Below are 17,446 nucleotides of genomic sequence, written 5' to 3' on the forward strand. Positions count from 1 at the left end.
AAATCCCTCTAGAGTGCGTGGCCCTGCGGTCACTCCCGGGGGTCCGCCGCCTCGTCAGGCCCCTTGGTCCTTCCCACCCGAGTCTCCCGAACCTCCATGTGCGAATTGCTCGGCATGAGCGCGAACGTGCCCACCGATATCCGCTTCTCCTTCGCCGCCCTGGCGCGGCGCGGAGGCGAGACCGGCCCGCACGCCGACGGCTGGGGCATCAGCTTCTACGAGGGACGCGGGGCCCGCGCCTTCCACGAGCCGGAGCCGAGCGCGCAGTCGGAGCTGGCCAGGCTCCTGCGCCGGACGCCGATCAAGAGCCGCATCGTCATCGCCCATGTGCGCAAGGCCAATCGGGGCCGGGTGAACCTCGAGAACACCCACCCCTTCAGCCGCGAATTGTGGGGCCGGCGCTGGACCTTCGCGCATAACGGCCAGCTCAAGGGCGTGAAGAAGTGGCCCCTGACCTGGTTCAAGCCCGTGGGCTCCACCGACAGTGAGCATGCCTTCTGCTGGATGCTCGACCAGCTCCAGCAGCGCTGGCCGGACCTGCCGAGCCCGGCGCGGATCGACCGGGCCGTGGCCGATCTCTGCGCCGCGCTGCACGGCCTCGGCGTGTTCAACATGCTCTTGTCGGACAGCCGCACCCTCTATGCCCATTGCGGCAAGCGCCTGTGCTACCTGACGCGCTGCGCGCCCTTCGGCACCGCGACCCTGGTGGACGAGGACTGGCGGGTCGATTTCGCGCAGGAGACCGGGGCGAAGGACGTCGTCACGGTGATCGCCACGAAGGCGCTCACCCGCGACGAGTGCTGGACCGACGTGGAACGCGGCCACGTGCTCTCGCTGCGCGACGGCGCGGTGCGCATTCTCAAACCGGCCGCCCCGAAGGCCGCCGCCGACAAGCCCCCGCGCGCCGTGCGCATTCCGTCCCCCTGCGGCTGTTGATGCGGCGCCGGCCACAACCGCTACGGTTTGCCTGCGGGATGCGTCACCGGCACAGATGCGCTACAACGCCCGGGATCAGTGGACCGCGCGGGTGCTTCTCGGACGCCTCGGGCCGACACGAAACCTGACCGCCCCAGATTACGACGAGCCATGACACGCGACGTGACCGACACCGCCCCCGACGCCCTGTCGGCCTCCGCCGATGGCCGGCCGAACCTGTCTTCCAACATCCGCAGCCATCTCGGCGAGCACCTGCGCACGGTCTACGAGCGACTGGCGCCGGACGAGCAACCGACCCGCTTCGCCGAGCTCGTCGCGCAGCTGGAAGCCGCGCTGAAGGCGCGCGGCGAGGCGATCGAGCCCGAGTTCCGCAACGGCCTGCTCGCCGCCGTGCCGTCCCTGCGCGCCTTCGCCCTCTCGCTGACGAGCAACCCGGCCCGCTCGGACGACCTCGTGCAGGACACCCTGCTGAAGGGCTGGCAGCACCGCGCCCGCTTCCAGCCGGGCACGAACCTGAACGCGTGGCTGTTCACGATCCTGCGCAACATCTTCTACTCGGACCACCGCAAGCGCGTGCGCGAGGTCGAGGACCAGGACGGCTCCTACGCCGCCCGCCTCGCCACCGCCCCGCACCAGGGTGACCGCCTCGACGTCGAGGACCTGCAGACGGCCCTGGGCAAGCTGCCGCCGGACCAGCGCGAGGCGCTGGTGCTCGTCGGTGCCGAGGGCGTGTCCTACGAGGAGGCCGCCGCCATCATGGGCTGCAAGGTCGGCACCGTGAAGAGCCGCGTCAGCCGCGCCCGCGGGCGCCTCGCCGAACTCCTGGGCTACGACGAGGAGGACCTGAGTTCGGACCGGCTGATCCAGTCGGCGATGCCCAAGGACGCCTGAGCCCGGACCTCCGCGACCGCCTGACCTCCCAGCGTCCGTCCGCGCCCTCCGGCGCGGCGGACGGTGCCGTCGGCTCCGTTCGTTCCCGGAGTTTTCGACGCATCCCTTCCGGGAGTTGGACGTTACTGCCCTGAACCCGGCAGCGCTTCACAGCGTCGCGGGACACTCGTTCAGGAGCTTCACGATGAACTTCAAGACCCTTCTCGCCGCCTCCGCGATCGCCCTCAGCCTGCCCATGGCCGCCCAGGCGCAGGGCCTGGTCCGCGGCGCCGAGCGCGGCGCCCAAGAGGGTGCGGATGCGGCCGGCCCGGTCGGCGCGATCGTCGGCGGCGCCGTCGGCGCGGCCACCGGCACGGTCGGTGGCATCCTCGGCGTCGATGACCGTCCCCGCTTCCGCCAGTACGTCACCCGCGAGCGTCGCTCGTCCTACGACTATAACGGCGATGTCCGCGTCGGCGCCGTGCTGCCGAGCTCCGGCGTGACCTATTACGACGTCCCCGCCGAGTACAACGCCCGCGGCGCCCGCTACACCATCGTCAACGAGCGTCCGGTGCTGGTCGACCGCAGCCACCGCATCGTCGAAGTGATCGACTAAGACGTGACCACCGCGCCCCGGCGCGGTGATTGATCGAGGCCTCCGGCGACCCGATCGCCGGGGGCCTTTGTCTGTCCGGAACTGTTCAGGCGAGTTGCCGGGCCGGCGATCCATGGCGATGGACGGTGCAACACTTGGCGATCTCGGCCGTTCTTCCTCCGGCACGCGTTGCGTGGGTACGAATTTGTCGATGGACGCGAAGGATACCCAGACAATGGCAGACGATTCCATGGTCGATCCGGCCCTTCCCGAGCCGGTGCGCGATCATCTCGGCCAGCAGCTCCGGACGGTGTTCACCACCGGCGACACGGTCCCTGAATATCTCGGCGATCCGGCCGTCCCCGACGCCTTCGCCCCGCAGCTCAAGCGCCTCGAGGTGCGATTGAAGACCCACGAGGAGGGCACGGAGGCCGTGGAACAGGCCCTCGAAGGCCTGCTCGGCGATCTCGGAGCCGTCTCTGGGACCATGCCGAAGGGCTGAGCGAGGTCGATCAGACCGTCGGCTTCGTCGCCAGGATGTCACGGATCTCGGAGAGGAGCTTCACGTCGGCCGGCACCTCGGCCACGGCCTCGGGCTTGGCTTCCTCCTTGCTGACGAGGCGGTTCATCGCCCGGATCACGAGGAACAGCACGAAGGCGACGATGATGAAGTTCAGCGCCACCGTGATGAACTGACCGTAGCCGATCACGGCGCCCTGCTTCTTGGCATCGGCGTAGGCCGCACCCTTTTGCACGCTCGAAGAGAGGGCGATGTAGTAGTTCGAGAAGTCGAGACCGCCGGTGATCGCGCCGATCATCGGCATGAACAGGTCCTGGACCGCCGACGTGACGATCGCCCCGAAGGCGGCGCCGATGATGACGCCGACGGCCAAGTCCACGACGTTGCCGCGCAGCGCGAACTTCTTGAACTCCTCGAGCATCGCCTTGCCTCCGAGCCCGGACGAAGCATCCGGGCAACCTCCAGCTTAGTCGAAGACGAGCCGGAAGCGACAGCGCCGCCCCTCAGATGTCCACGGCCCGATCATGCGCAGGGCCCGCTGGCTCAGCCAGGTCTTCGCCCACCGGGATCGAGGCCGCACCGTGCCCCTCCGCCTTGGCCCGGCGGCGATACTGAGCCGCCCCGATCGGCAGCGTGACGAGGTAGCCGAGTGCCAGGGCCACCATCGCCTCGAAGGGGAAGCTGATGAACAGGCCGAAGGCCGCCACCACCACGAGGAAGATCGGCAGCACCCAGTCCCGGGGCACGCGCTTGCCCATGGTCTTGCCCGAGAAGGTCGGCACGGTGGAGACCACGAGGAGGGCGATGCAGAGCATGTAGCCGAGCACCACGGGGGCCGCCCAATGCTCCATCGGCAGGCCCAGGAAGTTGAGGTAGAGCGGGAGCATGGCCGTCAGGGCGCCGGCGGGCGCCGGCATGCCGACGAAGAAATCCTTCTTCCAGGCCGGGCGGTTGGGGTCGTCGAGCATCGCGTTGAAGCGGGCGAGCCGCAGCGCCATGGCGATGGCGAAGATCAGCGCCACGATCCAGCCGACCGAGCGCAGCTCCTTCAGGGCGAACCCGTACAGGATCAGCGCCGGTGCACAGCCGAAATTGACGAAGTCCGCGAGGGAGTCGAGCTCCGCCCCGAAGCGCGAGGTGCCCTTGAGCATCCGGGCCACGCGCCCGTCGATGCCGTCGAGAAACGCCGCGGCCACGATGGAGATCACCGCCGGCTCGAACTTGCCCTCGAAGGCGAGACGGATCGCGGTCAGCCCGAGGCAGAGCGCCATCAGGGTGATCATGTTGGGCGCGATCATCCGGAACGGCACCGGCTTGAAGCGGCGGGGCCGGGGCTCGTTCGCGTCGGGCGCGAAGGGTGGGAACAGATCGTCCATGGGAACCCCTCAGATGCGCCGGAACACGCGCTCGGGCCCGCCGCCGAGATCGGCGAGCACGGTCTCGCCCGCCACGGCCTTCTGGCCGAGGCCGACAAGCACGCGGGTCCCGACGGGGAGGTAGACGTCGACGCGCGAGCCGAAGCGGATGAGGCCGAAGCGCTCGCCGACGTTCAGGGTGTCGTTGGCATGCACCCATCCGACGATCCGGCGCGCCACCAGCCCGGCGATCTGCACCACGCCGACCCGCAGGGGCTGGCCCTTGTGCGTCGTCTCCATCACGAGGCCGTTGCGCTCGTTGTCGTCGCTGGCCTTGTCGAGCTCCGCATTCAGGAACAGGCCCGGCGTGTAGTGGATCTGTCCGATCCGGCCCGTCACCGGCACCCGGTTCACGTGGCAGTCGAACACGTTCATGAAGACCGAGATGCGCAGCATCGGCTCCTGCGGCAGGTCGAGTTCCGGCGGCGGCAGCACGGTGGAGATGAGGTTCACCCGCCCGTCGGCCGGCGAGACCACGAGGCCGTCGCCCACGGGGGTGATCCGTTCCGGATCGCGGAAGAAGTAGCAGACCCACAGGGTCAGGATCAGGAAGACCCAGCCGAGGAACTGCGCGAAGTAGGCGCCGATCACCGTCAGCACGATGCCGATGACGATGAAGGGATAGCCCTCCTTGTGGATCGGCACGAGCGTCCGGCGAATCGTCTCGAGGAGGTCGGTCATGAGGGCTCAGGACTGCTTTCGTCTGGTGGGCGCCCCCGGAAGGCTCCCTGGGCAGGGGCCCCCTCATAAGGCACGGACGCGCGTCCGTCATACGGTTTCGGATCAGGGACGCGCGAGGCGTCCCAGCGCGGTTTCGGATCAGGAACGCGCGAGGCATCCCAGCGCGGTTCCGCATCAAGGACGCGCGAGGCCGCCGCGGCGATCCGCTCAGCCGTCGGCCTGGACGAGGGGCGGCAGCCGGGACAGCCGCAGGGCGATGGCCAGCGCCACCCCGTAGAGGGTCGCGAAGAACGCCACCACGCCGATCCAGCCCGAATGGGCGAAGAACCAGCCGCCGGCGGTGCCGAGCACCGAGGATCCGAGATAGTACAGGCAGAGATAGATCGACGAAGCCTGGGCCCGGTCGCGCAGGGCGCGGCGCCCGACCCAGCTGCTGGCCACGGAATGCGCGCCGAAGAAGCCCACCGTGACGAGGACGATGCCGAGGATGATCAGCGCCAAGTGGCCGGACAGCGTCAGGCTCACGCCCGCGAGGCCGAGCAGGATGGCGAGCCACAGCACCTTGCGCCGCCCGAGCCGGCTCGCGATCTCGCCCGTGAGCGCCGAGGAGAAGGTCCCGAACAGGTAGACGACGAAGATCGCCCCGATGGCGCTCTGACTCAGGGAGAAGGGCGGATCGAGCAGGCGGAAGCCGATGTAGTTGTAGATGCACACGAACCCGCCCATCAGCAGGAACGCCTCGGCGAACAGCCAGGGCAGGCCGGGATCGCGGAAGTGCTGGCCGAACGTGCCGGGCACCTCGCGCCAGCGCATCCGGTTGGCCCGGAAACGGCGGGAATCCGGCAGGAGGTAGACGAAGGCGATGGCCGCCAGCAGCGCCAGCACGCCGATGGTGCCGAGCCCCCAGCGCCAGGAGGCATGGTCGGCGATGATCCCGGCGAGCAGGCGGCCGACCATGCCGCCGAGCGCGTTGCCCCCGATGAGGAGACCCATCGACAGGCCGATGGCGCGCCCGTGCATCTCCTCGCCGAGATAGGCCATCGCCACGGCCGGCAGGCCGGAGGCGGCGAGCCCCGTCAGCGCGCGCAGGGCCAGGAATCCGTGCCAGCTCGGGACCAGGACGGCGACGATGGTCAGGAGCGCCGAGGCGAAGAGCGAGGCCACCATGATGGGCTTGCGGCCCCAGACCTCGGAGAGCGGGCTGACCACGAGCAGCGCGATCGCCAGCATGGCGCAGGGCAGCGACAGGGCGAGGCTGCTCTCGGCGGGCGAGACCGCGAAGTCGTCGGCGAAGACGGGCAGCAGCGGCTGCACCCCGTAGAGCACCGCGAAGGTCGAGAACCCGGCCGCTCCCAGCGCGATGGCGGTGCGGCGGAAGGCCGGGGTTCCGGCCTCGATCAACCGCTCGCTCGCCTCGTTCATGGATGCTCCTGCGGAGTCGGCCCGGGGACCGTGACGCGCCGCAGCGGACGATCTCGCCCGGCCACCGGCCCCTCACGAAGGAGGCCCGAGGGCAGCGGATACCTCGGGGTCGGCGCGGCCGAGGCGGGTATACAGGTCGGGTCGACGATGGGGCAACCGCGTCGGCGTCCGGCGTGACAGGGAACGCCGGATGTCACTGAACGCGTTCGCGTCCTCGAAGGCGGCGATCAGGCCGCCCGAACGGTGGCGAGAAAGCGGGCGACCTCGGCACCGAGATGCTCGGATTGCCGCGAGAGCTCGCTCGCGGAGGACAGCACCTGGGCGGCGGCGGCCCCGGTCTCCTCGGCGGCACCCGCCACGCCCGCGATGTTGGAGGTGACCAGCTCGGTGCCGACGGCCGCCTGCGAGACGTTGCGGACGATCTCCTGGGTCGCCGCGCCCTGCTCCTCCACCGCGGCCGCGATGGTGGTCGATACGCCGCTGATTTCGCGGATGCGGTGGGTGATGCTGCCGATGGCGGTCACCGCCTGTCCCGTCGAGCCCTGGATCTGCCCGATCTGGGTCCCGATCTCGTCCGTGGCCCGCGCGGTCTGGTTGGCGAGCTCCTTCACTTCCGCCGCCACCACCGCGAAGCCCCGGCCCGCCTCGCCGGCCCGCGCCGCCTCGATCGTCGCGTTGAGGGCCAGGAGGTTCGTCTGCCCGGCAATCGTGGAGATCATCGCGACCACATCGCCGATCTTGGTCGCGGCCGTGCTGAGATCCTGGACCAGGGAGACCGTCCGCTCCGCTTCGACCACGCCGAGCTGGGCGAGCTGAGCCGAGCCGTCCACCTGCCGCCCGATCTCATGCACGGAGGAGCCGAGTTCCTCGGCGGCCGCCGCCACGGTGCTGACGTTCGAGGCGGCCTCTTCCGCCGCCGCGGCCACGGCGGTGGATTGGTTGGCCGTCTCGTTGGCGGTGCCCGACATGCTCTGGGCCGTCGCCTGAAGCTCGGTCGCGGCCGACGTCACCATGGTGATGATGCCGCTCACCGCACTCTCGAAGCCGTCGGCCATCTGGTGCATGCCCTGCCGACGTAGCTCCTCGGCGGCGAGTTCCCGCGTCTTCTGCTGCTCGCGCAGGCGCTCGGTCTCCTGGAGGTTGTCGCGGAAGACCGACAGGGCGGACGCCATCGCGCCGATCTCGTTACGGCTGGATGAATAGGGGATCTCCGCACCCAGGTTGCCGCCGGCGACGGCCTGCATCGCACCGGTGATCCGGGTGATCGGCCGCGTCACGCCGAAGAGGACGAATATCGCGCCACAAACGCCGATCAGGACGGAGCCCACGCAGACCGCAACCGTGAGCCAGAAAGCATGCTCGTAGCGCTCCTTCGAGGTGGCCTCCGCCGCGGCGGCACCACGGTTGTTGAGCGCGACATCGTCGTCGATGACGTTCATCAGATCCTGGTAGGCCGAGCGCGTCATCTCGAACGCATTGACCATGGCTAGCTGATCGCCGGCTCTGAACAGCTCCCGGAACCCGTCGCGCATCTTGTCATAGTCGAGGAAGCGCTTGCCGATGTCATCCGCCACCACACGCTCCTCGGGCGAGGTGACGAAGGGTTGATAAGCCCGCAGGGCCAGCTTGACCGCCGTTGAACGCTCTGCATCGAGCTTATTCAGCGACGAGGGTGTTTCGCGACCGAGAGCGTAACGGGCATCAACGAGACGCAAATTCGTCATTGTGTATTTGACTTCACCCAAAGATTTTACACTCGGGAGCCAAGCTTCAGATATCTCAGTGGTATTTTCCCGAATTTTTTGAAGACCGCTGACTGCTACGAACCCTTGAATACTCAATGCCCCGATCAAAGAACCGATGATCGAGATCAATATCCACTTCAGATTGATATTCATAGTCCGATCGGCGCACTGGAGATACTGCCATATCTGCGGCGGACAGAAAATAACAGGCCTTGAGAGACAGCCTATATTTCCAGATTATCCCTTAAAAAGTGATTAAAAACAAATACGATACGGAAACAAGGACTTGGATTGTCCTCCCTTAAGGAGGAAATCGGACGCACGACCGAGCCGTGTGCTTGAAAAAGCGGCTTTCCGATCCGCATCCGGAGGCGCGCGAATAGGCCAACGGGCCGGTCGTGCGACGCCGAAAAGCGGGACGGCCAGCCAGCGCCTCGCGCATGACCGGCCGTCCGTGCACCTCCGACGGAACCAGGATTCGGTTCGTCGGAAAGCTCGTCCTCTAGCGCGGGGACGCCTCGCCCTGCTGCTGGATCAGGGGCGTGATCCGACGGACCGTGACCCGGCGGTTTTCCCGCGAGGCGTTCTGCGTGTTCACCTTCAGGTTCTGCTCGCCGTAGCCCTGGGTGGTCAGGTTCTCGGGCGGGACCTGGAAGTTCTGGGTCAGCACGGTGGCCACGGACTGTGCGCGGCGGTCGGAGAGCGAGAGGTTGTCGATGTCGGAGCCCACCGCGTCGGTGTAGCCCTCGATCAGGAAAACCTCCTGCGGGTTGGCCTTGATCGCCCGGTTCATCGCCGCCGCGATGGTGGAGAGGCGGGCGGCCTGGTCCGGCGTCACCGTGAACGAACCGGTGTCGAAGGTGATCGTGTCGATGTCGACGCTGCGCATACGGGCCCGGAGCTGCGGGCTGTAGCGCACCTGATCGAGGGTGTAGCGCCGGTCCACCGCCACCACCGGCGGGGCCGAGAGCGCCTCGTAGACGGTGCGTTCGTCGGCGCCGTCGTAATCGACGATGTAGCGGTCGCGCGGGATGCGGATGTCCGGCGGCGGCAGGTCGACGACATCCTCGTAGATCGGCCGGGCGACGCCGCCACCGAAGCTGTTGTCGATGATCACGACTTCGCGGCCGTCGCGGAAGCGGCGGGAGCGACGCACGAGGCGGCCGTCATCGTCCACGATGGTGACGATCTGCTCGCCGCCCGGCCGGTCGAGATACGTGATGGTGTCTCCGCCGCGACGCTCGCTGCGGTAGGCTCGCCGGTCGAGGTCGCGGAAACGCTCGTTCTCGTCGTGCCGGATGAAGTAGGTGTCGCGGTCGCGCACGATGATCCGGCCGGGCTCGCGGATATAGGTGCGCCCCCCTTCCGAGAACTCGCGCCGGTCGCGCCGCACCTGATCGTAGTCGCGCACGTCGTCGTCGTCGCGGAAGCCGCCCGGAACGTAGCCCGGCCGCCCCGGCGCGTTGAAGCCGCTGCGGGCATCGCGACGCTCGAAGGCGTCGCGACGCTCACGGTCCTCGCGGCGGTCGTCGATGCCGCGGTCGTCGCGACGGGCATCGCCCGGCCGGAGATCGGGCCGACCCGCATCGTCGCGGCGCAGGTCACGGGTCCCTGAATCCCGAGCAGCCGGATCTCGCGGATCCCGGCCGCCGGGAACCGGTCCCTCTCGATCCGGCCGCGCATCGGCCGGGTTGGCGCCGGCACCCGGACGCCCGTCCGGCCGCTGCGCGTCCGGATTGGGCGCGCCCGGCGGGACGAACGGACGACCCGGAACGCCGGGCCGCGCGTTGGGGGCCACGGCGCCCGGCTGACCGGGCTGCGGAGTCGGCTGGCCAGGGGCACGCGGCTCGCCGGGCGCATTCGGGCGGCTAGGCTGAGCCGCGCCCGGCACGTTCGGATTGGCAGGATTGGCAGGATTGCGGATTTCGGGCGCATTGGGCGCGGGAGCTTGCCCGGGAGTCGGGGCTTGTCCGGGTGCTGGGGCTTGCCCAGGCGTCGGGGCTTGGCCAGGCGTCGGGGCTTGCCGCGGCTGCGCGGGAGCGGGGCGGTTTGGCTCGGTGGGACGCTCGGGCGTGTTCGGGCGATCGGGAGCGCGCTCACGCGCCGCCGGCGGGGGCGACGGACGCTCTCCCGGTCCCTCGGCACCGGGCGCGCGCCGCTGCGGATTCTGGTCGCGATCGGCGCCGGAACCGCGCTCGTCGCGGGCGGGGCGCTCCTGGCGCGGCTCGGGTCGGTCCGGCCGGGCGGCCGGACGCTCCGGCTGCGCCGCCGGAGCACGCTCTTGACGGTCCGGGCGCGGCTCGGGACGCTCCTGACGGGGCTCTGGCCGTTCCTGACGCGGCTCGGGACGGGGAGCCGGTCGCTCCTGGCGCGGCTCGGGCCGTTCCTGGCGTGGCTCCGGCCGTTCCTGGCGTGGCTCCGGCCGCTCCTGACGGGGTTCCGGTCGCTCCTGACGCGGCTCGGGACGGGGAGCCGGCCGCTCCTGGCGAGGCTCCGGCCGCTCCTGACGGGGTTCCGGTCGCTCCTGGCGCGGCTCGGGCCGTTCGCGCCCGCCACCGGGCGGGCCCCCACGCGGACCTTCGCCACCACCCCGCGGCCCCTCGCCCGGCCCGGCCTGGGCCAGCAGGATGGCGCCGCCCGGCATGGATTCCTGTCGGGCCAGCCCCGGTCCGGAGAGGATCAGGGCGGGCAGGACCGTGCCGGTCAGAAGAAGGTGGCGGATGCTCCGCATCGAAGGTCACTCACGTCGTTGATGAGGCCTTCGGAACAGAATGCGGGCGGGATGGTTCCCGTTTTTCGGCCAACCGGCGCGCACAGGTGGCCTCAGGGGGCTCCTTGGCGCGCGGCGGTCGAGAACAGGTTCGGGGCGATGATCCGCACGGGCTGACGCTCCTCGCCGACCGCCGGCGTCGCCGCGACGGTCGGCTCCGGCGGAGCGGCGGCATCGGTGGCGATGCCGGCATTGCGCGTGGCCGCGTCGGCGGCGATCCCGGCGGCGGTCTTGTCGGCCCGACCCACCAGGGTCAGGCGCACCTTGGGCGGACGCGACAGGGCCTCGGCCTGCATCGGGGTGACGAAGATATCGCCCTTGTGGCGCACGAGCATGCTCTCGGCCTTGACCAGCGACTGTGCCCAGGTCTGCCCCTCGCGCTTGCACGAGCAGTTCGGCGTGAACGAGGTGCGGAACTTGAAGGCGTTGGGCAGGGCGGTGTAGGCGCGGCTCCCCTTCAGGGTGGCGGCCTGCTTGAGGGCCTCGTCGCCATGCGGCATCGAATAGGCGGCAGCCTCGGCGCCCGGGCAGAGCGCCTGGCAGAGCTCGTCGGCCCCCTCGCGCCCGTCGGGCAGGTTGGTCATCGGGAAATAGGCCCCGTCGCAGGTCCGCACGCAGATCACCTGCGCGCCGCCCCGCGCCCGCGCCTCGCCCGGAGCACCGTCCGCCTTGATCAGGCTGCGGCTCGCCGCATCCGTGCAGGCGGAGGCGATCGCCTCGGTGAGCTGCTGCCGGCGGGCGGCCGTCACCTCGCCGTTCTCGGCGCCGTAGCCGGCATTGAGGGCCCGGATGCGCTGCTCGACCGCGCCGCATTGCGGGGGGCGCGAATCGAAGAACAGGAAGCGTCCGCCCTCGCAGTTCAGGGTGCGGTAATAGGCGTTGAGCCGGCCGATCTCGTTCTGCAGCGCCCGCGCGGTGCTGGCCCCGTCGCTGAGGCCGGCGAGTTCCGAGCGGTAGCGCAGGCAGGCGGAGGTCTGGGCCTCGGCGGCACCGGTCAGGGCGGTGGCGGTGAGGACGCCGGCGAGCACTCGGACGAGCGTGCGGATCTGGAAGGGGATCAGCGGCATGGCCTGATTGCAATGAATGGCGGGACGCCGCCGCGCGAGGCCTCCCGAGCGAGAGACTTCGGCGAAGCGGGGCGAACGGGCTCAACACAAGTTTATTAGCGACCCTCGCACGACGGCGACACCCTTCCCACATCCGCCCGGAACAAACTGAGGGGAATGATACGATGATGTGGCTTCGGGGTCTCACAGGCTGCGCGCTGGCGCTGGGGCTCGGCCTCGCCGCACTCCCTGCGCGCGCGGACGATGCGGACCGCATCTTCGACAAGTCGACGGTCTGGCGTCCGCTGACGCCCAACGACAAGCTCGTGGTCTACGGGATCGACGATCCGTCGGTGGCCGGCGTCGCCTGCTGGTACACGCAGCCCGAGAAGGGCGGCATCAAGGGCACGCTCGGCCTGGCGGAGGATGTCTCGGACATCTCGCTCGCCTGCCGTCAGGTCGGCCCGGTCCAGTTCAAGGAGAAGTTCAAGCAGGGCGCCGTGGTGTTCAGCGAGCGCCGATCGCTGATCTTCAAATCGATGCAGATCGTGCGCGGCTGCGATACAAAGCGCAATACGCTGATCTACATGGTCTATTCGGACAAGGTGATCCAGGGCTCGCCCAAGAACTCCACCTCGGCCGTGCCGCTGATGCCCTGGGGCACCGAGCCGCCGCCGCGCTGCGACGCGTTCATGGACAAGTAGGCCGCGGGGCCGGGCCGCTCCGCATGGGACGGCCCGGTCGCCCATCGATTCTCGCGGGTGATCAGTCCTGACAGGTGATCCGGATCGGGCGCTCGGCGGGCTTCGCCACCGGAGCCGGCGGAATCGCGCCCGTGTACTCGTCCTGGGCCGCGACGCCGAAGGAGCCGGCCGAAGCGAAGCCCTGCGCCTCGCACCAGGCATTGGCGACGACCTGCCCGCAGGCGCTCTCGCCGTTGGTGAGGCAGTCGCCGACGCCGTAGCCCTCACTCGACGGGATCAAGAACGTCTTCTCGACCGTGCCGGGGGCCTTGGCCGGGCTCTCGCCGTCGGAGGCCAAGCTGCCGTGAACGGTGAAGGCGAGGGCGAAGAGAGCGCCGATACTGGCGGCCGCGCGGCGCATGGGCAGAACCTTGCTGATGTCGGAAGCGTATGGGGCGAAAATTTCACGGCACCGGGTTAACAAACCCTTTCGCCGCGTCGTCGTTTTCGAGACAGCGGGTTCCGAGGTCTGCCGGTCCGGCGTCGTTCTCGAATTGCTCATGGTTTTGGGGTAGCGCAGGACGGGCGTCGGGGCCGTCGCCTTCGCGCAACAGGACCCCGAGCGGAACGCGGCGACGATGTGGCGGGCGGTTGGATGCGGTGCGGCAAAAGCCGTACGAAACCAACGCGGTGCGGCGGATCAGGGACGGACGGGTCCGGATGGAGGCCCGGGACGCAAGGAAAGTTTCATGGCCTCGATGTTGCGGCTCTACAACACGCTGACCCGCGAGAAGGCCGCCTTCACGCCGATCGATCCGACGAACGTGCGGATGTATGCCTGTGGTCCGACGGTCTACGACGCGGCACATATCGGCAACGCCCGGCCGATCATCGTCTTCGACCTGCTGTTCCGCCTGCTGCGCCACCTCTACGGCGAGGCCCACGTCACCTATGCCCGCAACGTCACGGACGTGGACGACAAGATCAATGCCCGGGCCTCCGAGCGTGGGATCAGCATCCGCGAACTGACCGACGGGACCCTGAAGGCCTTCCACGCCGACATCCGCGAACTCGGCGTGCTGATGCCGGAGGACGTCAACGTGCCGGGCGCGCGGCCGCGCTTCGTCGAGCCGCGGGCCACCGACCACATCGCCGAGATGCACACCATCATCGCGGGCCTGGTGGATCGCGGCCACGCCTACGTGGCGGACGGCCACGTGCTGTTCGACGTGCCCTCGATGCCGGATTACGGCGCCCTCTCGAAGCGCCCGCTCGACGAGATGGAGGCCGGAGCCCGCGTCGAGGTCGCGCCCTACAAGCGCTCGCCCCTCGACTTCGTGCTGTGGAAGCCCTCGAAGCCCGGCGAGCCGTCCTGGCCCTCCCCCTGCGGGATCGCGGTGCCGGGCCGGCCCGGCTGGCACATCGAGTGCTCGGCGATGTCGTGGAAGCATCTCGGCGAGCGCTTCGACATCCATGCCGGCGGCATCGACCTCATCTTCCCCCACCATGAGAACGAGGTGGCCCAGTCGCGCTGCTGCTTCGGCACCGACGTGATGGCCGACGTCTGGCTCCACAACGGCTTCCTGCAGGTGGAGGGGGAGAAGATGTCGAAGTCGCTCGGCAACTTCATCACCATCCGCGACGTGCTGAAGGACTGGCCCGGAGAGGTTGCGCGCCTCGCGATGCTGAAGACCCATTATCGCCAGCCGATCGACTGGACTCTGCGCGGCCTGGAAGAAGCGGCCCGGATGCTCGACCGCTGGTACGGCGTCGTCGGCGACGCGGACGCCGCCGGCTCGATCCCGGAGAGCGTGCGCGAGCCGCTGCTCGACGACCTCAATACCGCCGCGGCCCTGGCCGAACTGCACCGCCTCGACGATGCGGCGGCGCTGAAGGCCGGAGCCAACCTGCTCGGCCTGCTCACCCAAACGAAGTCGGCCCGCGATCAGGGTACGATCCGGGCGGCCGGCGTCGATGTCGCCCGGGTCGAAGCGCTGATCGCCGACCGCCGCGCGGCCCGGGCCGCCAAGGACTGGGCCGCTTCGGACCGGATCCGCGACGAACTCCTGGGCATGGGCGTCGCCGTGAAGGACGGCAAGGACGGGACGACCTGGAGCGTGGCGACCTGAACCCGGGCCGCCGCGCGGGGACGTCGCCTCAGAACCGCTCCGCCACCAGGGCCTCGGCGGCCGGTGCCGGCGCGACCGCCCCGGCCGCGTCGCGCAGGAGGCCGACCACGTCGGCCGCCTCGGTGGCCACGAGATAGCTCAGGTCGAGCCCTTCGCGGATGAAGCCCTGCGCCCGCATGTGGTCGAGGAGCGTCAGGAGCGGCGTCCAGAAATCCGCCACCGAGAGCAGCAGGATCGGCTTGTTGTGCTGGCCGAGCTGCGCCCAGGTGAGCTGCTCCACCAGCTCCTCCAGGGTACCGATGCCGCCGGGCAAAGCCACGAAGGCGTCCGAGCGCTCGAACATCAGCCGCTTGCGCGTGTGCATGTCCTCCACGACGATGGTCTCCTGGATCTCGTCGAGCATGCGCTCGCGCGATTTCAGGAAGTCGGGAATGATGCCGGTGACGTGACCGCCGTTCTCGAGAACCGCCCGCGCGACCGTGCCCATCAGGCCGACGTTGCCGCCACCGTAGACGAGCCCGATCCCGGCCTCCGCCAGCGCCTTGCCGAGGGTCACCGCGGCCTCCGTGAAGGCCGGATCGCCGCCGAAGCCGGAGCCGCAATAGACGCAGACCGTCCTTACCGGAGCCATGCCGGACCTCCCTGATGCGCCGGGTCCAGGGCCCGTATGCCCCTATCCACGAGCCAAACTGCTGATTTTACGGAAGATCCGGCCGTGATGCGGCAGGTGTGATTTGGTGATCCGGTCATGTTCGCTAATATGTCGCCATCAATCGCCGGTTTGTCGACGGGCTCGATCCCGCGGCGATGGAATTTCGGCCGCCGTGCCGGTGGACGAAGGAGTGGCGTGTCATGAGGGCGGAGTTGCGACGGAGCATCTTCCTCGCCTGCGTGGGGCTTCTGGCGGGCTTCGCCCTGGTGGTCACCCTCTACGGCGCGGGCACCCTGTTCAAGCGCGGGCTCGGCTCTCCGGTCGGCCTCGGGTCGACGCAGGACAGCGGCGCTCCGGCCGCCCTCCCCCCCGACAGCAATTCCCGCGCCCCGAACGGCGCGACCGGGCCCGACGCCCCCGCCCGCCGGGATGCAGGCCCCGGGGAGGGGGCGGCACCGGCGGGAAAGCCCTTGGCGGCCCTGGAGCCGGGCCGGGCGCCGGCGCAAGGGCCGGGTACCCAGGGGGCCAGCGAGGCGCCGACCTTCGACATCATCCGGATCGAACCGAATGGCGAGGCGGTGATCGCCGGGCGGGCCGCCCCCAACACCACCGTCGAACTGCTGCGCGACAACGAGCCGATTGCCCGTGCGCTCGTCGACCCGTCCGGGCAATTCGCCATCGTGCCCCCGGCCCTGCCCACCGGCAACAGTGAGATCACCCTGCGGGTCCTGGGCGCCGACGGTCAGGCCCGCCTCTCGCGCGACAGCGTGGCGGTGGTGGTCTCGTCGCTCCGCAATGCCAAGCCCCTCATCGCCCTCACCTCCCCGGACAAGCCCACCATCGTGCTCTCGCAACCGGACTCCGCGACGCCCGGAACCGATCTCGCCGAGGCAGGCAGGACCGCTGCGGGCAGGGCCGGCAAGACCGACGGAAGCAAGATCGACGGTGGCAAGACTGCTGTGAACGACCTCGCGGCGAGCAAGCTCGCAACGAACATGCCCGGCACCCGCGCCCAGCCGGGACCGGCCGGGTCGGGCGCTCCGGCCGCGGCCACGTCCGACAAGGCCGAGGCGGACCGCACCGGGCCGGTGAAGATCGTCAGCGTCGAGGCGGAGGAAGGCGGACGGCTCTACGTCACGAGCCAGGCCCCGCCCGGCGCCACCGTACGGCTGTACCTGAACGACGCCCTGGTGGCACCCGGCAGTGCCGGCGCCGACGGGCGCGTCGCGTTCACCATCGGGCGCGGCGTCCGGCCGGGCGACTACAAGGTCCGGGTGGATCAGGTCGACCCCGTCTCCGGCAAGGTGAAGACCCGCTCCGAGGTCGCCTTCAACGTACCGGCCACCGTGACCAAACCGGCAATCCTCGCGCAGGGTACTCCGGCGCCGGTGGCGCCAGGGCCGGTCGCCCGCCTGGGAACGCCGGAGAACCCGGCCACGCTACCCGCAGCGGCGCTGCCGAAGACGGCGGCTTCGAAGGCCCTGTCCGCGCTCCCGTCCCCGACGTCCGGAGCCGGAACGCCCCAAGCTGCCGCGAACCAAGCTCCCACGACCCAGGCTCCGACGACTCAATCTCAGCCGTCCCCACTCTCGGCGCCCCAAACCTCGACACCGTCCGTTCGGGAGCCGCAGGCACCGGGCCTGCAGGCGCGGGCGCAGCCGGAACCGGCCCCGCGAGGGGCAGCCGAGGCCGAGGCGCCGGCGATGTCGAGCCAGCCCCCCGCCGTGCCGCTGGCGGATCGGAGCCCCACGGTCTTCGTCCCGGAGATCGGGACCGCGAAGATCATCCGGGGCGACAGCCTGTGGCAGATCAGCCGGCGCATCTACGGCAAGGGCACGCGCTACACGGTGATCTTCGACGCCAACCAGCCGCAGATCCGCAATCCGGACCTGATCTATCCGGGCCAGATCTTCGTCCTGCCCGCCGACGGCACGGCGGCGGTGCCGCAGGCCGACCGGCGGGGCTGAGGACGCGCCTGCGGC

Annotated in this window: 16 protein-coding genes; 7 read left to right on the plus strand and 9 right to left on the minus strand. The window is 69.7% G+C overall.

Annotated features, from left to right (window positions below; genetic code table 11):
• Nucleotides 1–96: 96 nt before the first annotated feature.
• From ACXJY8_RS18150 to ACXJY8_RS18165, 4 genes are all read left to right on the plus strand, one after another.
• A complete protein-coding gene (locus ACXJY8_RS18150) occupies nucleotides 97–936 on the plus strand; it encodes a class II glutamine amidotransferase (RefSeq protein ID WP_463771644.1) in 840 nt (279 codons plus the stop codon).
• Between the two features lie 150 nt (nucleotides 937–1,086).
• Complete coding sequence (locus ACXJY8_RS18155; protein ID WP_463771646.1) at nucleotides 1,087–1,827, plus strand: sigma-70 family RNA polymerase sigma factor; 741 nt, start codon at nucleotides 1,087–1,089, stop codon at nucleotides 1,825–1,827.
• Nucleotides 1,828–2,011: 184 nt separating this feature from the next.
• A complete protein-coding gene (locus ACXJY8_RS18160) occupies nucleotides 2,012–2,422 on the plus strand; it encodes a DUF1236 domain-containing protein (RefSeq protein WP_463771649.1) in 411 nt (136 codons plus the stop codon).
• Between the two features lie 214 nt (nucleotides 2,423–2,636).
• Nucleotides 2,637–2,903: a hypothetical protein gene (locus tag ACXJY8_RS18165; protein ID WP_463771652.1), complete on the plus strand. Its 267-nt coding sequence runs from the start codon at nucleotides 2,637–2,639 to the stop codon at nucleotides 2,901–2,903.
• A 10-nt stretch (nucleotides 2,904–2,913) separates the two neighbouring features.
• On the opposite strand, the gene mscL is transcribed toward ACXJY8_RS18165, so the two are convergent.
• The 7 genes from mscL to ACXJY8_RS18200 form a co-directional block, all read right to left on the minus strand.
• Nucleotides 2,914–3,342, minus strand: coding sequence for a large conductance mechanosensitive channel protein MscL (gene mscL, locus ACXJY8_RS18170; RefSeq protein WP_055946911.1), 429 nt, complete (start codon nucleotides 3,340–3,342; stop codon nucleotides 2,914–2,916).
• 82 nt (nucleotides 3,343–3,424) lie between these two features.
• Nucleotides 3,425–4,297: a CDP-alcohol phosphatidyltransferase family protein gene (locus ACXJY8_RS18175; RefSeq protein ID WP_463771659.1), complete on the minus strand. Its 873-nt coding sequence runs from the start codon at nucleotides 4,295–4,297 to the stop codon at nucleotides 3,425–3,427.
• Between the two features lie 9 nt (nucleotides 4,298–4,306).
• Nucleotides 4,307–5,017 carry a phosphatidylserine decarboxylase gene (locus ACXJY8_RS18180; RefSeq protein ID WP_463771662.1) on the minus strand — a complete coding sequence of 237 codons (711 nt, stop codon included), beginning with the start codon at nucleotides 5,015–5,017 and terminating at the stop codon, nucleotides 4,307–4,309.
• A gap of 207 nt (nucleotides 5,018–5,224) precedes the next feature.
• Nucleotides 5,225–6,439 (minus strand): MFS transporter, encoded by a 1,215-nt coding sequence (locus ACXJY8_RS18185; RefSeq protein WP_463771666.1) that lies wholly within the window; start codon nucleotides 6,437–6,439, stop codon nucleotides 5,225–5,227.
• A 227-nt stretch (nucleotides 6,440–6,666) separates the two neighbouring features.
• Nucleotides 6,667–8,337 carry a methyl-accepting chemotaxis protein gene (locus tag ACXJY8_RS18190; RefSeq protein WP_463771668.1) on the minus strand — a complete coding sequence of 557 codons (1,671 nt, stop codon included), beginning with the start codon at nucleotides 8,335–8,337 and terminating at the stop codon, nucleotides 6,667–6,669.
• Nucleotides 8,338–8,686: 349 nt separating this feature from the next.
• Nucleotides 8,687–10,915, minus strand: coding sequence for an OmpA family protein (locus tag ACXJY8_RS18195; RefSeq protein ID WP_463771670.1), 2,229 nt, complete (start codon nucleotides 10,913–10,915; stop codon nucleotides 8,687–8,689).
• Nucleotides 10,916–11,007: 92 nt separating this feature from the next.
• Nucleotides 11,008–12,021, minus strand: a complete 1,014-nt coding sequence (locus ACXJY8_RS18200) for a DUF2865 domain-containing protein (protein WP_463771673.1) — start codon at nucleotides 12,019–12,021, stop codon at nucleotides 11,008–11,010.
• A 164-nt stretch (nucleotides 12,022–12,185) separates the two neighbouring features.
• Between ACXJY8_RS18200 and ACXJY8_RS18205 the strand changes: the two genes are divergently transcribed.
• The gene (locus ACXJY8_RS18205; protein WP_463771676.1) at nucleotides 12,186–12,704 is read left to right on the plus strand and encodes a CreA family protein; all 519 of its coding nucleotides are present in this window, start codon (nucleotides 12,186–12,188) and stop codon (nucleotides 12,702–12,704) included.
• A gap of 61 nt (nucleotides 12,705–12,765) precedes the next feature.
• Here the strand turns inward: ACXJY8_RS18205 and ACXJY8_RS18210 are convergent, their stop codons facing one another.
• Nucleotides 12,766–13,104, minus strand: coding sequence for a hypothetical protein (locus ACXJY8_RS18210; protein ID WP_463771679.1), 339 nt, complete (start codon nucleotides 13,102–13,104; stop codon nucleotides 12,766–12,768).
• A 328-nt stretch (nucleotides 13,105–13,432) separates the two neighbouring features.
• Here ACXJY8_RS18210 and cysS point away from each other — a divergent pair, with 328 nt between their 5' ends.
• On the plus strand, nucleotides 13,433–14,812 hold the full coding sequence (gene cysS, locus ACXJY8_RS18215; protein WP_463771682.1) for a cysteine--tRNA ligase: 1,380 nt from the start codon (nucleotides 13,433–13,435) through the stop codon (nucleotides 14,810–14,812).
• 28 nt (nucleotides 14,813–14,840) lie between these two features.
• Here the strand turns inward: cysS and ACXJY8_RS18220 are convergent, their stop codons facing one another.
• On the minus strand, nucleotides 14,841–15,443 hold the full coding sequence (locus ACXJY8_RS18220; RefSeq protein ID WP_463771684.1) for an LOG family protein: 603 nt from the start codon (nucleotides 15,441–15,443) through the stop codon (nucleotides 14,841–14,843).
• Between the two features lie 221 nt (nucleotides 15,444–15,664).
• Here ACXJY8_RS18220 and ACXJY8_RS18225 point away from each other — a divergent pair, with 221 nt between their 5' ends.
• On the plus strand, nucleotides 15,665–17,431 hold the full coding sequence (locus ACXJY8_RS18225; RefSeq protein WP_463771686.1) for a LysM peptidoglycan-binding domain-containing protein: 1,767 nt from the start codon (nucleotides 15,665–15,667) through the stop codon (nucleotides 17,429–17,431).
• Nucleotides 17,432–17,446: the final 15 nt, after the last annotated feature.

The organism is Methylobacterium sp. TK31, from assembly GCF_055361545.1.

Coding starts and splice junctions, on each gene's coding strand:
- ACXJY8_RS18165 (WP_463771652.1), top strand. CDS start 2,637: ATGGCAGACGATTCCATGGTCGATCCGGCCCTTCCCGAGCCGGTGCGC.
- ACXJY8_RS18185 (WP_463771666.1), bottom strand. CDS start 6,439: ATGAACGAGGCGAGCGAGCGGTTGATCGAGGCCGGAACCCCGGCCTTC.
- ACXJY8_RS18190 (WP_463771668.1), bottom strand. CDS start 8,337: ATGAATATCAATCTGAAGTGGATATTGATCTCGATCATCGGTTCTTTG.
- ACXJY8_RS18225 (WP_463771686.1), top strand. CDS start 15,665: ATGAGGGCGGAGTTGCGACGGAGCATCTTCCTCGCCTGCGTGGGGCTT.
- ACXJY8_RS18205 (WP_463771676.1), top strand. CDS start 12,186: ATGATGTGGCTTCGGGGTCTCACAGGCTGCGCGCTGGCGCTGGGGCTC.
- ACXJY8_RS18210 (WP_463771679.1), bottom strand. CDS start 13,104: ATGCGCCGCGCGGCCGCCAGTATCGGCGCTCTCTTCGCCCTCGCCTTC.
- ACXJY8_RS18155 (WP_463771646.1), top strand. CDS start 1,087: ATGACACGCGACGTGACCGACACCGCCCCCGACGCCCTGTCGGCCTCC.
- ACXJY8_RS18200 (WP_463771673.1), bottom strand. CDS start 12,021: ATGCCGCTGATCCCCTTCCAGATCCGCACGCTCGTCCGAGTGCTCGCC.
- ACXJY8_RS18160 (WP_463771649.1), top strand. CDS start 2,012: ATGAACTTCAAGACCCTTCTCGCCGCCTCCGCGATCGCCCTCAGCCTG.
- ACXJY8_RS18180 (WP_463771662.1), bottom strand. CDS start 5,017: ATGACCGACCTCCTCGAGACGATTCGCCGGACGCTCGTGCCGATCCAC.
- ACXJY8_RS18195 (WP_463771670.1), bottom strand. CDS start 10,915: ATGCGGAGCATCCGCCACCTTCTTCTGACCGGCACGGTCCTGCCCGCC.
- ACXJY8_RS18220 (WP_463771684.1), bottom strand. CDS start 15,443: ATGGCTCCGGTAAGGACGGTCTGCGTCTATTGCGGCTCCGGCTTCGGC.
- cysS (WP_463771682.1), top strand. CDS start 13,433: ATGGCCTCGATGTTGCGGCTCTACAACACGCTGACCCGCGAGAAGGCC.
- ACXJY8_RS18150 (WP_463771644.1), top strand. CDS start 97: ATGTGCGAATTGCTCGGCATGAGCGCGAACGTGCCCACCGATATCCGC.
- mscL (WP_055946911.1), bottom strand. CDS start 3,342: ATGCTCGAGGAGTTCAAGAAGTTCGCGCTGCGCGGCAACGTCGTGGAC.
- ACXJY8_RS18175 (WP_463771659.1), bottom strand. CDS start 4,297: ATGGACGATCTGTTCCCACCCTTCGCGCCCGACGCGAACGAGCCCCGG.